Raw genomic sequence first — 15,371 nt, forward strand, 5'->3', positions numbered from 1 at the left:
TATTTTTCATGCGTTTGCTGCAATGGGACGGGCATTGCCTGGCCGCTCCCCCGGAATCGCCGCCACGAGTTGGCGCGTGTAGGCTGCTTGCGGGTTCAGGAATATCTGCGAGGGCGGTCCGCGCTCGACGATCCGGCCCTTCTGCATCACGGCGATTTCATCGCAGATTTGGCTGGCGACTCGCAGGTCGTGCGTGATGAAGACCATCGATACGCCAGTCTCGCGCTGGATCTGGTCCAGAAGCTGCAGGATCTGCGCCTGGATCGACACGTCGAGCGCGGAAACCGCCTCATCGGCAATGAGCAGCTTCGGTTTGAACATCAGCGCGCGCGCGATGCCTATGCGCTGGCGTTGCCCACCCGAGAACTCGTGCGGATAGCGGCCGAAGGCGCCGACATCGAGACCGACATGGGCCAGGAGCGCCCGCGCTTCCTCGCGCGCTTGGGCGTAAGGCATTCCGTGTGCCACCGGACCGACCGTGATGATATGGCCGACCGTTGAGCGTGGGTTCAGAGACGCGAAGGGATCCTGGAAGATCATCTGGATCCGCGGTCGAAGTGGGCGGAACTTCGCTTCGGAAAGCTTGGCGATGTCAGATCCCTCGAACAAAATCTCGCCGCCGTCGCTGTCCAGCAATTTGATCAGAAGCCGGCCCAGCGAGGATTTTCCTGAACCGCTCTCGCCTACGACGCCCAGGGTGCGGCCTTGCGCCAGTTCGAACGAAACCTCGTTCACCGCCATCACAATCCGCTGCGCTCCGAATAGCGCGCTGCCGCCATGATAGGTCTTCACCAGACCTTCGACTTTCAGGATCGGCTCCTTGCTGGCGGCTTCCGCACGAGGGCGATCTTCGCCGGTCAGATGCGGTACGGCCGCGATCAGGCGCTGCGTATAGGGATGCTTGGGCGACTTCAGCACCTGCTCGGCGCTGCCCTGCTCGACGATGTGACCTTTTTCCATCACCACGACGCTGTCGGCGATCTCCGCCACCACGCCAAAATCGTGGGTGATGAACATCACGCTCATGCCCTTGCGGCGCTGAATGTCGCGGATCAACTCCAGAATCTGTGCCTGGGTGGTCACGTCGAGCGCAGTGGTTGGCTCATCGGCGATCAGCACCGTCGGCTCGAGCGCCAAGGCCATGGCGATCATGACGCGCTGTCGCTGCCCGCCCGAAAGCCGGAAAGGGTACTGATGATACATGAGTTCGGGATCTGGCAAGCCCACTTCGGTGAGCAGCTCAATGGCGCGGTCGCGGCAGGTTTTTGGCGTGCCGTATCCATGCGCGGCCATGACCTCGTCAATCTGCGCGCCCACGGTCATCAGGGGATTGAGCGCCGAGAGCGGATCCTGAAAGATCATCGACACGACCCGACCACGCAGGTTGCGCAGCTTGTCGGGCGACATGCCGATGATGTTCATCCCCTCCAACTGTATTGAACCCGATGAGAGGCGGATCACCTTGGGCAGGAGCCCCATGATCGCGTTCGCCGTGACCGACTTGCCTGATCCGGACTCGCCTATGATGCAGAGGATCTGGCCGCGTTTCAGATCGAACGAGATATTCTCGACCGCATGGACCCGCTCCATCCCGGCCGGCAGGCTTACGGTCAGATCGCGCACCGAAAGCGCTATGTCATGGGGGGCAACAGCCTGGATGCTTGCGACCATCTGGATCAGATCCCCTTCAACCGAGCGGGTCCACGCTGTTGCGGACCGCATCATCGCCCTTTGAGCAGAAGCGCCTCACCGCAACAGCCGTAGCCTGGGCATCTCGACGCTTCGCACGCTGAGGCCGCGAGAGACGGGTTCTGCTCATCCAGGCCACTCCCTTATGAAAATCCGGCCGTGTACCGAACTGTGTTCCCTTTTCTTGGAGAACTCACCGATGGGGCAAACTGTGCCTTATCGGATGTCCTCTGGAGCCTGCCCGCCATAAAGAGGTTGGCTCCGTTCTTTCAGCCAGTTTGACTGTTCTGTTTCCGCAGAGTCATCGAAACTTGGCCCGCGAGCAGCACGAACTTCTGAAAAGAGCGTCCGAATTGGCATTTCACTCTGTTTGGCCTGATGATGATAGCGTGGGATAGGTGAGAGTCTGAGAGTGATTGCCCCAAAAATGAATGAGCAATGAGGCCAGCCGCCGTGCCGACCTGTCCAAGGCGGGCACGGCATTCCTTGTCACAGGAATTTGCACGATCCGCCGCGCCGGGATTTTCCGCATTTGAAATGGATTGGCACCCATCCAGGCGTTGAAGGTAGGTAGTAACCGGCGTCACCTGTACGAAGCCCGTGATGCGCCCATGCGATGCCTCATCAGGATGCCTGTAAAATGGTAGTGCGGAACCAAGCACGGCAAACTGTGCCGCTCATCGAGAAACTCTACCCGGCCTATCAATGCTCGGTTGCTGCTTTTCGATGCCGGTCGACCACATTCAGCTAGGCGAAGCTCGCAGGGCGCTCTTTCAAAGGTGCTGGGGGCTCAGGCCGCTGAACTGCGCTTGGAGCCACTCTGCGAGTTCAAACTCCACACCTTGCAGTTCACTCGACCCCAACCATATCAACCCATATTGACTGCCGTCGGGGTCAAAGCCAGCAGGCGCCGCCAGGCTTCCTCGTTCCACATCGTCAACCGCGAGTACGAGCGGACTGAGGGCTACACCCAAGCCTGCGGACGCTGCCTCGACGATCAGCGCGTGATTGTCGTAGTATCGCATTTCTGTGGGTCGACGCGCCGACGGATGGGTCTTCAGCCATTGCGCCCACGCGTCAGGTCGAGTCTTCGACCCGAGAGCGAGATAGTCGCCACGTTCGAACGCTGGCACCACTTCCGGCCTCATAACGGGCCCAACCGTTTCGGGGAAAAGGGTCCGGACGTTCCATGTCTCGGGCACAGCGAAGTCCAGCCGTCGAATAGCGAGATCGACCTGTTTCTTGCGAAATTCCACAAGCCCACCACCCACGGAGAGGTGGAGGGCCATGTTCGGATGCGCCACTTGAAGCGCCGCCAGGCGCGGAATAAGCCAACGCATGGCAACTGAAGGCTCGCAGGAGAGCACAAGGGCATTCTTCCCGGCATTGGCGGTACGCAGGCTTTGCACTGTGGTGGCCAACTCACCGAAGAACTTCCCGAGAGTCAGGTTGAGTGTCTCGCCAGCCGGGGTGAGCCGCAGGCCTCGCCCATTCTTTTCAAACAACCTGACCCCGATGTCATGGGCGAGTTTGGTGATACGGCGACTCACGGCGCCGTGCGTGAGCGCAAGCGAGTCTGCTGCAAGCCGGACCGAACCCAGCCGCGCTGTTGCTTCGAACGCTCGCAGGTCGTCGAGCGAAGGTATGTCCGAGCGATCCATCAGTGACAATCTATCACCGATTTCGTCAGAAACTATCGCTATTCATACTTGGCGACGTTTTGTTAATTGATGCATGCGCACCCATCATCAACCCAGCATAGCGGTCCTCGCCGATGACCTCACCAGCGCGGCAGATGGCGCAGCACCTTTCGTCGCCCGCGGCTTGACTGCATCGATCGGCAGACGCCAGCTTCCGAACCAAGCGGCAGCGGTAATCGCAGTCGATAGCGGTTCGCGGTCTGCTACTTCGTCGCAAGCGTTCGAGGCGGTCGCTCGATTGACCGCACGACTTGCCAGCCGTGCCGTGCTCTATAAAACGGTGGACTCCACTCTACGCGGCCACGTAACGGAGGAGCTTGAAGCATGTTTTGCGGCGAGCGGCCGCAAATCGCTGCTCTTCGCGCCGGCGTTCCCCCAGGCCGGACGTACGACAGTGAGGGGCATTCAGTTCGTTGACGGCATCCCGGTGTCGGAAAGTGCGTATAGCCATGACCCCGTGCATCCCGTGCGGCATTCCGCGCTAGTCGACCTGGTCCCCAACTGCATCAAGAATGTCAGGCTGCTTGATGCAGAAACGCAGGAAGAACTCGATTCGCAGATTGCTTCCATCGAGGATCCAGAGTCGGTCCTTTGGGTTGGTTCTCCCGGAATGGCTGCAGCCCTATCGCGGCGTTTTGTGCAAGCGAAGACCCCACCGCCATTGCTCGATGGCATCAGTAGCGATGTCTTGGTCGTCATTGGGAGCGCAAATTTGCGCAGTCATCAGCAGGCAGACCAACTCCAGGAGGTCAGGGGCGTGATGCTGCTGCGCGGACCAAGGGCGCGCGAGGCGGACTCGGCAGCGGTGCTGCGCCGTATCGCACAAGACGCAGCGCAAGAGCTTCAAAGCCCACGCTTCGGCGCTTTGATCGCCACCGGCGGCGACACGATGGACGCGATCCTGGATCTTCTCAACGTCCGTGAGTTCGAGATCCTGCAAGAACTCGATCCCGGATTCCCACTTGGTCTCGCCAGGCTTGGCGATGGGCGCTCGCTCCTGTTCGCGATGAAGGCCGGTGGCTTTGGCAGTGACGACGCCCTGACGCGCGCCGTCGCGCGGATACGTGGAGCAACCCAATGAAGAACATTCCCCCGCTTGCTCTCACGATGGGCGACGCCTCCGGCATTGGACCGGAGATCGTGGCGAAGGTGCTTGCGAAGGGCGGCGAACGCGTCGTCGTGTTCGGCAGCTATGTTGTCATGCAGGATATTGTACGCCGGCTCGGGTTGAACATCGAGGTGCGACGCATCAACGCTGCCGATGCAGCTCAATTCGAGCCGCGGCGAATTGAAGTTATCGAAACCACCCGCATTACCGGGTCCCCACCAATCGGGCGTATCAGCGCGATCTCCGGGCAGGCGGCCTTCGACGCCATCGTTGCAGCGATCGCAGCAGCGAAGTCCGGACAAGTGAGCGGCATCGTCACGGCCCCGATCAATAAAGAGGCGATGGCCAGCGCGGGAATCCGCTACCCCGGCCATACCGAAATTCTGGCCGACTACGGCGGCGCCAAGCGCGTGGCGATGATGCTTGCGAACGATGACATCCGCACGGTGCTCGTCACGATCCACACGTCGCTGAGCAAGGCGATCGAACAGGGCGATTTCGACGCTCAGCTATCCGCCATTCGGCTCGCCCACGACGGTGGAAAAGCTCTCGGCTTCGCGATCCCGCGTGTCGCCGTAGCAGGTCTCAATCCGCACGCAGGTGAAGGCGGCCTCTTCGGGGACGAGGAAATCCGGATCATACAACCTGCAATCGACGCGGCCCGAGCCGAGGGCATCGACGCCACTGGCCCTTATCCGGGCGACACCGTCTTCATGCAAGCACGTCAAGGCCGATTCGATGTTGTGGTGGCACAATACCACGATCAAGGGCTGATCCCTGTGAAGTATCTCGGGTTGGAAAAGGGCGTGAACATCACGCTTGGCCTGCCGTTCGTCCGCACCAGCCCAGATCATGGCACGGCCTTCGACATCGCGGGCCGGGGGATTGCAGACCAGGCCAGCTTGGAAACGGCGCTTGCCTACGCCAAGCGGCTGGTAGCGGCGCGAACCAAAACGAACTAGATTCGAAAGGAACCACCACCGATGGGGTTACGCTTTATCTTCATGCTTACGCGCAATGACCGCACGGTTCCGGACGCGTCGCAGCAACTTCAAACCGCGCTCAGCTTTGGCGTGCGGCACATCGGGTTCAAGGACATCGGCGTGCCGATCGAGCAGCTGAAAGGCCTCAATGCAGCCATCAGGACGGGCGGTGCAACTTCCTATCTGGAAGTCGTGTCACTGGACCGCGAAAGCGAAATTGCTTCGGCAAAGGCAGCTGCCGCAATCGGCGTTGACGTTCTTCTTGGTGGCACGCGGGTCGACGATGTGCTGCCGATCCTCAGGGACACCGGCATCCAGTACTTCCCGTTTCCGGGTCGGATTGCCGGTCATCCGAGCGTGCTTGAAGGCGCCATCGACGAAATTGTCGAAAGTGCCAAGACGATTGCAGGGCGCGATGGAGTGCATGGCCTGGACCTGCTGGCATACCGTTCGGCGCAGAACGTGCCCGAGTTGATGAAGGCTGTCTGCGCTGCGGTCACCAAGCCTGTCTACATTGCAGGTTCGATCGACACCCCTGAACGAATCGCAGTCGTCCAAAGCGCAGGCGCAGCTGGTTTTACGATTGGGACTGCGGCTTTGGATGGCAAGTACCCGGCCAATGGGAATGACCTACCAAGCCAACTCACCGCGATCATTCGCGACGTCGCTGCCCTGAACAAGCACCTTTCGCCAATTCACAAGAAGAATTTGTCAATTGAGTTTGCCGGGCTGCACGCGCCTTGGGAGCCTAAAGTCGAGGTGCATGTCAACAACATGCAAATCCAGGTCGCCCTGTTCAAGGGAAGCTCTAACTGGTCATTTCGGCAGCACGACGATCAGCTGTTCTTCGTTCACCGGGGACGCCTGCTCATGAAATTTCGTGACCGTGAAGAGATCATCGAACCCGGAGAGTTCATCGTCGTTCCATATGGCGTTGAGCACAGTGCGGTGGCCTTGGGCGAGGAAGGATGTGAAGTGTTGCTGGCAACGTCAACCGCTCTACCCTGCTACCCACCCGCGGGAACTGATCTCGCACACTCTGAGCGATCCCAGTTGACTGCTTAGCACGACGGAACCGACTGCTAGGTTTCAGTGAAATCATGACGCAAGGCGCAAGAGCAATCATGACCGTGGCTATAGTGCTGCATCGCGCCGACGGCGCACCCGTTGCAAGCTCTTTCCGCAGGGCAGCGTTCGGCAAGGACGACCCCTTGGTGGGGCATCGCGAAATCGCCTGGGAAGGACCGGACTCGATGATCGTGGGCCGAACCAGCTTTATTGGTGAGCTCGAAGTCGCAAGCTTCCCCCACATCGAAACCATCGTCGTGGTGGAAGGAGAGCTGATCCCCACGGCGACCGGGACGGCCCGCTGGTGCTCGGGCCGCAAGCGGCGTTGTCATCGGATGTGGCACCGCGCTTCGGATCCAGAGCGGATCAGGCGTGCGGTTTTCGTTCTGCGCAGCCGCTTGCGACAAACCGACGAAGCCCGGCCTTGTCCAACTGTTCGCCGACGCCGACATCAAGCCGTCTGCTTCGCTACCGGCCGAGGCCTTGCTTGGCCCGGCCCCGCAATGCCGCAGCGACAACGTCTTCTCCAGCGACGGCGCGGATTGCCATGCGGGCACGTGGGATTCGACCCCATAGGCCGCTTACGCAATCGACGCCCCTTCACACGAGATGGCTTTGAGGCTTCAGCCTACCTCCCCTCTGTGAGGTGGGACGCCAGCGAGCTTTTCACGCAATAATTTGCATGTCCTAAGGCTCACTAACCGCAGGATATTCCGTCCAGGCACACAACTCCGCAGCCTGTCTATTCTCGGCGCGGGTTAGAATGCTTCAGAGTAACCGGAGTCCCGTAGATGCCCGCGCCGCTAATGCACATCGAGTGCAGCCCTTCCCTGCCCCGCGAGGCGGACGTCGTCGTGATCGGCGGCGGCGTCGTGGGCGTGTTCACGGCGTATTATCTCGCACGCCGCGGCTTCAGCGTCGCCCTGGTCGAGAAAGGGCGGGTGGCCGCCGAGCAGTCCAGTCGAAACTGGGGCTGGTGCCGCCAGCAGAACCGTGATGCGCGCGAGCTGCCGATGGCGACCAAGAGCCTCGATCTCTGGGAGAAGGTGGCACAGGAGACTGGCGAGAACACTGGATTTCGCCGGTGCGGGCTCCTCTATCTCTCACAAGACGAAAATGAGCTGGCGGGCTGGGCGAAGTGGCGTGACGTCGCCGGGACAGTGGGCGTTACGACGCATGTGCTGAGCGCGGAGGAAGCCACCGAGAAGGGCAAGGTGACCGGACGCAAGTGGAAGGGCGGCGTTTTCTCACCGACTGACGGAACGGCGGATCCGTCCAAGGCAGTGCCGGTTGCCGCCCGCGGTATCATGGCGGCCGGCGGTACCGTCCATCAGCATTGCGCGGCGCGCGGGCTGGAGTTGAGCGCTGGCAGGGTCAGTGGCGTCGTTACGGAAGCGGGAACCATCCGTACGAAGACCGCGGTCATGTCCGGAGGCGCGTGGGCTTCCTCCTTCTGCAACCAGCTTGGTATGCGCTTCCCGCAAGCTGCCGTGCGTCAATCCATTCTAGCCGTGGCGCCAGGCGCAAGCGGCCTGCCCGATGCCCTGCATACAGCGAGCGTCTCGCTGACGCGGCGCAGCAACGGTGGATACACGCTGGCTATCAGCGGGCGGGCTCGCGTCGATCCAACGCCGCAGCAGTTCAGGTTCAGCCGCGAGTTTATCCCGATGTTCGCCCGCCGCTGGCGCAATCTCGCCCCGGGCGCCTTCGAGGGCTGGCGCCAAGGCCATGAAAGCCTGCGCAAATGGGGCCTTGACGATATTACGCCAATGGAACGGAACCGGATTCTCGACCCGAAGCCCGACATGGGACAGATTCGACTGACATATCGAAGAGCCTGTGAATTGATCCCCGAACTCCAGCGCGTCGCAATCTCCGATGCCTGGGCGGGCTATATCGACAGTACACCCGACGGCATTCCCGCGATCGGTGAAGTGGAGGGGATTCCGGGCTTCATCCTGGCGGCGGGATTCAGTGGTCACGGCTTCGGCATTGGCCCCGGCGCGGGGCATATGATCGCCGACATCATTACAGGCAGCGAGCCTATTGTCGACCCGCGTCCTTATAGGCCCGAACGCCTGAAGACCGCTGCGTGGGGCAAGGTCGCTGAATTCTGAGAAGATCAACTTACAGGTAACAATCGGTCGCACACGAGATTAAGGCTGCGAGCAGCCGTGCTGAAAACAGGGAAGTGACGATGCGCGAATACGAGATTGCCGCCATTCCTGCCGACGGGATCGGCCCGGAGGTGATCGCCGCCGGTCTCCAGGCGCTTGAGGCGCTGCAGCAGCGCTGCGGCGACTTCAAGCTGCGCGTCCAGCACTTCGACTGGGGCTCGGACTACTACAAGGCCAATGGCCGGATGATGCCCGAAGATGGAGTGGCGCAACTGAAGCGCTTCGATGCCATCTTCTTTGGTGCGGTCGGCGCTCCCGATGTGCCCGACGACATCACGCTTTGGGGTCTCCGGCTGCCGATCTGCCAAGGCTTTGATCAATACGCGAATGTGCGGCCGACCAGGATATTGCCGGGCATCGTTTCGCCGCTGGCGGGCGTTGGCCCCGGCGATCTGGATTGGGTGATCGTGCGGGAGAATTCGGAGGGTGAGTATTCCGGCCATGGCGGCCGTGCCCACCGCGGCCTCCCAGAGGAGGTCGGAACCGAAGTCGCGATCTTCACGCGCGTCGGGGTCACGCGCATCATGCGCTATGCATTCCGGCTGGCGCGGTCACGGCCGCGAAAGCTCCTGACTGTGGTTACGAAATCCAACGCGCAGCGTCACGGCATGGTAATGTGGGATGAAATCGCAGCCGAGGTGGCGCAAGAGTTCCCTGACGTCTCGTGGGACAAGATGCTGGTTGATGCTATGACGGTGCGTATGACACTCAAACCTCGCAGCCTCGATACGATCGTCGCCACCAATCTTCACGCCGACATTTTGTCGGACCTTGCGGGCGCGCTGGCGGGCAGTCTCGGCGTTGCACCGACCGCCAACATTGATCCCGAGCGGCGCTATCCCTCGATGTTCGAGCCAATTCACGGATCGGCCTTCGACATCGCCGGCAAAGGTATTGCCAACCCGGTCGCCACCTTCTGGACCGCTGCCCAGATGCTCGAACATCTGGGCGAAAGCGCAGCCTCCGTCCGGTTGATGAGCGCAGTGGAAACAGTGACCAGTGAGGGCGTGCTGACGCCGGACGTGGGTGGCACAGCGACCACGCAGGACGTGACGGACGCCGTCTGCCGGACGATCCGCAGTTCGAACGTGTGACAGGTTTGCGATGAAGCTCGACAAGATCGACATCAAGATCTTATCCCAACTGCAAAAGAACGGGCGGGTCACCAACGTCGAGCTTGCCGACCTGGTCAACCTCTCGCCGAGCCCTTGCCTGATGCGGGTGAAAAAGCTTCAGGCGGAAGGCTTCATTACCGGCTATTCCGCCCAGATCGATGTGTCCAAGCTCGGACAGACTCTAACGATCTTCACCGAGGTCACGCTCAAGCACCATCAACAAAACGACTTCGCGAGGTTTCTCACAGCCGTTCAGAAAGTGGATTCCGTCATCGAATGCCATCTGATTTCGGGCGGGTATGATTATCTTGTGAAGTTCGTCACAGCGGGCATAAGCGAGTATCAGACGATCATGGAGCGCATGCTCGAACTGGATATCGGGATCGACAAATATTTCAGCTTCGTCGTGCTGAAGTCACCGATCGTAAAGTCCCATTTGCCTCTCGATGTCATTTTCGACAAATGAAAAGCCGCTCCGCGGTCTGAACACCTGGAGCGCGCGCCGGTGTTTTCTTCTGCTGAGGTCCCATAGCTGCAAATTGCTTGGCACCTGGCGGAATGCGGCACCACCCTGAGGGTTTGCTTCGTCCCCGCTCGGCGTCTGCCGCCTGGACGGGGGAGCTCCGGCGATGGCGAGGATCAGCCCTTCATCGCCGCCCGCACATCCTTGTCTTCGAGGGTTTGATCCAGCGTCATCCGGGTGCGTTCCAGGATACCATCGATTTCGTCGTCCGTGCAGCAGAGCGGTGGTGCAAAGCCGAGAATGCCGCTGTTGAAGGCGCGAATGACAAGGCCATTCTCCCAAGCGCGGTCGAAGATGCGGCGTCCCGGATCTGCCGCCGCCGGCAGCGGCGTTTTGCGCGCCTTGTCGGTCACCAGTTCGACCGCGGCCAGCATGCCGCGACCGCGAATATCGCCAACCAGCGGGTGATCGGCGAGCGAGCGGAGGCCCTTCATCAGGCGCCTCCCGGCCTTCCGGCCGTTCTCGAGCAAGCCATCTTCATAGAGACGCAGGCATTCCAGCCCGACCGCCGCGCTCACCGGATGGGCTGAGTAGGTATAGCCGTGGCCGACAGCCGTTTTGCCGGCCCCGTCCGCGATCGTATTGTAAACATGGTCGGTCATGAAGACGGCGCCCATCGGCACGTAGCCCGACGTCAGTCCTTTTGCCGTGGTCATCAAATCCGGCACGACCTCGTCTTCCTCACATGCGAACAGGGGCCCGGTGCGGCCGAAGGCGGTGATGACTTCGTCGGCAACGAACAAGACGTCGTGTTCTTTGCACACGGCGTGCAGTGCCTTCAGCCAGCCTGCCGGTGGAACCAGGACACCGCCCGAACCCTGGATGGGTTCGGCGTAGAAGGCCGCGACGCGATCAGCACCCAGTTCGGCGATCTTGTCCCGCAGTGCCGCGACCGATGCGTTGATGATCGCCTGCGGGTCGGAACCGACCGGATTGCGATAGGCGTAGTGCGAAGGTATCTTGTGCTGCCAGTCGTAAGGCACGCCGAAGCCAGCATGGAAAGCCGGAAGCGCGGTCAGACCTGCGCCAACCGTAGAGGATCCATGGTAGCCATACTCGACCGAGATAAACTGGTCTTTTCGCGGCGTCCCCTTGGCATGGTAGTAATAGCGAACGAAACGGATCGTGCTGTCAATCGCGTCGGAACCGCCCAGCGTGAAATAGACATGGTTCAGATCGCCAGGCGCCAGTTCGGCAAGGCGCGCTGCGAGACGAATGGCGGGCTCAGATCCTAGCCCGAAATATCCTGTCGCATAAGGAAGCTCTCTTAGCTGCTTCGCCGCTGCTTCGACGACGCTTTCTTGCCCGTATCCGATGTTGACACACCAGAGACCCGCGAACCCGTCCAGCAAGGTTTTCCCGCTTGCCTCGGTCACCGTTGCGCCCTTGGCGGATTTGAGCACCCGCACGCCCGTTTCTTCATGGCTCCGATAGCTTGAAAATGGGTGAACCAGATGTGCACGATCGAGTTCGATCAATGAGTTGGCCAGCATTTCTTCCTCCGATTCAGCCTAGCGCCTGACTAACGAGCGCATAAGTTTGGTGTGACCTGATTTCGACCTTCGGCTCGTCTGCGGTTCGTCGCATCGTGATGCCACCGCCGACGTGGGCCAGCCCGCGACGGGTGAGCCACTCGCCGAGAGCCGTGGATTCGTCGGTGTCGATACGGACAAACTCGCCCGCACTGTCGGCCAGCAGGAAGTCGATCAGGCATCTCGCTTCGTGAAGCTTCCTCCCCACCACCGGCCCAATCACCAGCCCTCGGCCAAACCGACGAACTGCGGCAAACGCCTGAACATTGCCTTCATCGCGAACGACGGCGAACTTCGCGCGCTCGCGCAACGAGCGCATGAGCGCCGACCGGTCATGACCAAACGCCGCGCGATCCAGAGCAACAAGGCGCGCGTGGTCGCCGTCCTTGCCCCATGACACATGTGCCGGTGCGTCTACAGACGGCGCCAGGCCCTGGTGTTGCACGATCTTGCCGGTCGCGACGAATCCCAGCTTCTCGTAGAGCGCGAGCCCTTCCTGCGTCGCCACCAAATAGCAGGTGCGCCCGCCTGCCTTGGCAAGCGCCTCCTCCATCAGCTTGCGACCGAGCCCGCGACCACGCATTGCGGCATCGACAATGACCATGTTGACGGTGGCGGCATCGTCGCCATAGGGCGTCATCAAGATCGTCCCCACCACTCGTCCTTCCTCCTGGACAACGACGCCTTGGCTGAGCGATTGCATCAGTTCCCAGTCTTCACGACGGTGCGGCCATCCAACATGACGTGACAATTCGAGAGCATCCCTCAGATGCGCGAATGTCATCGTTTCCAGCGTAATTTGCTGCGTGGTCATGGTTCAGTCCGGGCCTGAATTCTCTGAGCTCAAGGTAGGCTGCCGCAGACAGCAGTTCCTTCCGACCAGGAGCTGAGCGATAGGTGTTTTGACTTTCCTTTGCCGCCGGCGCCGCATGTTATGCGGACGGACAGCGGGCCGATCGCGCTCCCCTCGCAGACCGAAACGGTCTCGGGCGCAACTCTCTGCCAAGGCTCTACCGCGATACGAAACAATCTGCTTCGGGGCGCATCGAATGCGGCGACTCGTCTTGTTCGGCTCTCATTATGATCCTCGCTGTTAAAGGCACGCAGTGCCGAAAGATTGGAAGGATCGACGCCCATGACCCAGTTCAGACCGAAATACATCATTTTCGACTGCTACGGCACGCTGACCAACTTCGACATGGCCGGCGCGGCGCGACGCGTTTATGGCGCGCGACTATCCGCAACCGTGATGGCGCAGTTCATCAAGGACTTCTCGGCCTATCGTCTCGATGAGGTTCTTGGCGCCTGGAAGCCCTACAGCGAGGTCGTGCACAATTCCGTGGAGCGCGCCTGCAAGCGCAACAATGTGACGTTCCGGCCTGAGGACGCCCAGCGCATCTATGCGGAAATCCCGACATGGGGTCCGCACCCGGATGTACCGGCGGGGCTGGCCAAGGTCGCCAAGGAGATTCCGCTGGTGATCCTGTCGAACTCCATGAAGAGCCTGATCATGTCGAACGTGGAGAAACTCGGCGCACCTTTCCACATGGTCATCACGGCCGAGGAGACCGGCGCCTACAAGCCGCATATGAAGGGCTTCGAGTATATGTTCGACAAGCTCGGCTGCGGCCCGGAAGCCGTTACGCATGTGTCGTCCTCGTTCCGCTACGATCTCATGACCGCCTATGATCTTGGCATCAAGAGCAAGGTCTGGGTGAATCGCGGCCACGAGCCCGCGAACCCCTTCTACGAATACACCGAGATCAAGGACATCGGCGGTCTGGCCGGCGCCGTCGGGCTGGAGCCCGTTCGTGAATTCGCCTGAACGTCTGTTGTTAGTGCAGTCGCGCCAGGCTGATACCCTCCCACCACGTTAATGATCACTGGTCGCAATACGGAGAAAGGGGCGGTTTTCACCGCCCCTTTCTTGTTGTTCCAACACTTTGGAAGCTGCAGGTGTCTCCACCTGCTTGCAAGACAACTAGTTAAGTCCGCCAACATGAAGCGTCTTGACCTCGAGATATTCCTCGATGCCGAGCTGCGATCCTTCGCGCCCCACCCCTGACTGCTTGACACCGCCGAAAGGCGCAACCTCGGTCGAGATGAGGCCGGTGTTGAGCCCGACCATGCCGAACTCCAGCGCCTCGGCCACACGCCACGAGCGCTTGAGGTTCTCCGTATAGAAATAGGCAGCAAGGCCAAATGGCGTACCGTTCGCGATCGCGATAGCCTCTTCCTCCGTCTCGAAGCGAAAAAGCGGCGCCACCGGACCGAACGTCTCTTCCGATGCCAGCAGCATCTCGGTCGTAGCCTCTCCCAGCACGACGGGCCGTGCATATTGCTTGCCGTCCGGCACTGTCTCGCTCTGGGCGATGATCCGCGCGCCTTTCGCCTGTGCATCCGCGATATGACGCTCGATCTTGTCGATCGCGGCCGCGTTGATCATCGGGCCGATCTCAGTGCCGTCATCGGTCCCTGCGCCAACCTTCATCCCCGCTACGCGCTGGCTCAGCTTTTCGGCAAAAGCGTCGTAAACGCCCGCTTGCACCAGAATCCGGTTCGCGCAAACGCAGGTTTGACCCCCATTGCGGAACTTGGATGCGATCACCCCCTCGACTGCATTGCCCAGATCGGCGTCGTCAAACACGATAAAGGGCGCGTTGCCGCCGAGCTCGAGGCTGAGCCGCTTGATGCTATCGGCCGCGCCACGCATGAGCAGCGCTCCTACGCGGGTCGAGCCGGTGAACGAGATCTTGCGCACCGTCTCGTTGGCCATCAGTTCGTTGCCGATTTCGGTGGGCATGCCGGTGACAATGTTGATCACCCCGGCCGGAATACCTGCCCGTTCCGCCAGAACGCCGAGCGCCAGCGCCGAGAATGGCGTGAATTCCGACGGCTTAATGACAACCGTACAACCCGCGGCCAGCGCCGGCGCCACCTTGCGCGTGATCATCGCGTTGGGGAAATTCCATGGCGTGACGATGGCACAGACGCCGACGGCCTCCTTCAGCACCAGAATGCGGCGCTCGGGCGTTGGCGACGGAATGGTCGAGCCACCGATCCGGCGTGCTTCTTCGGCGAACCATTTCACGAAGGAGGCGCCATAGCGGATTTCACCGCGTGCCTCCGCCAGAGGCTTGCCCTGTTCCAGCGTCAGCAGCAACGCCAGGTCCTCTTCATTTTCCCGTATCAGGCTGTGCCAGCGTTCCAGAAGCGCTCCGCGTTCGGCATGGGTCCTGGCCTTCCAGTCCTTGAACGCCGCCTGGGCTGCATCTATTGCAGCCCTTGTCTCATCTCGGCCCATGTCGGGCACGGTTCCAAGCACCTCCAGACTGGCCGGATCGGTCACATCGACAGTCGCGTTGCTGTACGCATGCTGCCAGACATCGCCAATCAGCCCCCGCTGGCGAAACAGATCCCCATCTTTCAGGAAACCAATCTTCGTAATTGCGTTCATGGTCTTTTCCTCTGCTCTT

Annotated in this window: 12 protein-coding genes; 7 read left to right on the forward strand and 5 right to left on the reverse strand. The window is 60.8% G+C overall.

Going from position 1 to position 15,371, the window contains the following annotated elements; all coding sequences use genetic code 11:
- Positions 1-6: 6 nt before the first annotated feature.
- Both LB545_RS08295 and LB545_RS08300 read right to left on the reverse strand, forming a co-directional pair.
- Complete coding sequence (locus tag LB545_RS08295; RefSeq protein ID WP_140581825.1) at positions 7-1,671, reverse strand: ABC transporter ATP-binding protein; 1,665 nt, start codon at positions 1,669-1,671, stop codon at positions 7-9.
- Between the two features lie 791 nt (positions 1,672-2,462).
- A complete protein-coding gene (locus LB545_RS08300; protein WP_140499537.1) occupies positions 2,463-3,350 on the reverse strand; it encodes a LysR family transcriptional regulator in 888 nt (295 codons plus the stop codon).
- A gap of 73 nt (positions 3,351-3,423) precedes the next feature.
- Between LB545_RS08300 and LB545_RS08305 the strand changes: the two genes are divergently transcribed.
- From LB545_RS08305 to LB545_RS08330, 6 genes are all read left to right on the forward strand, one after another.
- On the forward strand, positions 3,424-4,470 hold the full coding sequence (locus tag LB545_RS08305; RefSeq protein WP_140581823.1) for a four-carbon acid sugar kinase family protein: 1,047 nt from the start codon (positions 3,424-3,426) through the stop codon (positions 4,468-4,470).
- Positions 4,467-5,459: a 4-hydroxythreonine-4-phosphate dehydrogenase PdxA gene (pdxA, locus tag LB545_RS08310; protein ID WP_140499541.1), complete on the forward strand. Its 993-nt coding sequence runs from the start codon at positions 4,467-4,469 to the stop codon at positions 5,457-5,459. The genes LB545_RS08305 and pdxA overlap by 4 nt, the downstream gene beginning before the upstream one ends.
- A gap of 21 nt (positions 5,460-5,480) precedes the next feature.
- Positions 5,481-6,545: a cupin domain-containing protein gene (locus LB545_RS08315; RefSeq protein WP_140499543.1), complete on the forward strand. Its 1,065-nt coding sequence runs from the start codon at positions 5,481-5,483 to the stop codon at positions 6,543-6,545.
- A 794-nt stretch (positions 6,546-7,339) separates the two neighbouring features.
- Positions 7,340-8,665 (forward strand): NAD(P)/FAD-dependent oxidoreductase, encoded by a 1,326-nt coding sequence (locus tag LB545_RS08320; protein ID WP_224704884.1) that lies wholly within the window; start codon positions 7,340-7,342, stop codon positions 8,663-8,665.
- An 80-nt stretch (positions 8,666-8,745) separates the two neighbouring features.
- Positions 8,746-9,819, forward strand: coding sequence for a tartrate dehydrogenase (locus tag LB545_RS08325; protein WP_140523338.1), 1,074 nt, complete (start codon positions 8,746-8,748; stop codon positions 9,817-9,819).
- Between the two features lie 10 nt (positions 9,820-9,829).
- Positions 9,830-10,306, forward strand: coding sequence for an Lrp/AsnC family transcriptional regulator (locus tag LB545_RS08330; protein WP_140499549.1), 477 nt, complete (start codon positions 9,830-9,832; stop codon positions 10,304-10,306).
- Between the two features lie 173 nt (positions 10,307-10,479).
- Here the strand turns inward: LB545_RS08330 and LB545_RS08335 are convergent, their stop codons facing one another.
- Both LB545_RS08335 and LB545_RS08340 read right to left on the reverse strand, forming a co-directional pair.
- Positions 10,480-11,856, reverse strand: a complete 1,377-nt coding sequence (locus LB545_RS08335) for an aspartate aminotransferase family protein (protein WP_140630291.1) — start codon at positions 11,854-11,856, stop codon at positions 10,480-10,482.
- A gap of 13 nt (positions 11,857-11,869) precedes the next feature.
- Positions 11,870-12,709 carry a GNAT family N-acetyltransferase gene (locus tag LB545_RS08340; protein WP_140581818.1) on the reverse strand — a complete coding sequence of 280 codons (840 nt, stop codon included), beginning with the start codon at positions 12,707-12,709 and terminating at the stop codon, positions 11,870-11,872.
- Positions 12,710-13,030: 321 nt separating this feature from the next.
- Between LB545_RS08340 and LB545_RS08345 the strand changes: the two genes are divergently transcribed.
- Positions 13,031-13,720, forward strand: coding sequence for a haloacid dehalogenase type II (locus tag LB545_RS08345; RefSeq protein WP_140499555.1), 690 nt, complete (start codon positions 13,031-13,033; stop codon positions 13,718-13,720).
- 156 nt (positions 13,721-13,876) lie between these two features.
- Here LB545_RS08345 and LB545_RS08350 read toward each other — a convergent pair whose 3' ends face one another.
- A complete protein-coding gene (locus LB545_RS08350) occupies positions 13,877-15,352 on the reverse strand; it encodes an NAD-dependent succinate-semialdehyde dehydrogenase (RefSeq protein ID WP_140581815.1) in 1,476 nt (491 codons plus the stop codon).
- Positions 15,353-15,371 lie beyond the last annotated feature (19 nt).

Origin of the sequence: Mesorhizobium sp. BR1-1-6 (genome assembly GCF_020165355.1) — a bacterium.
GTDB lineage: Bacteria > Pseudomonadota > Alphaproteobacteria > Rhizobiales > Rhizobiaceae > Mesorhizobium.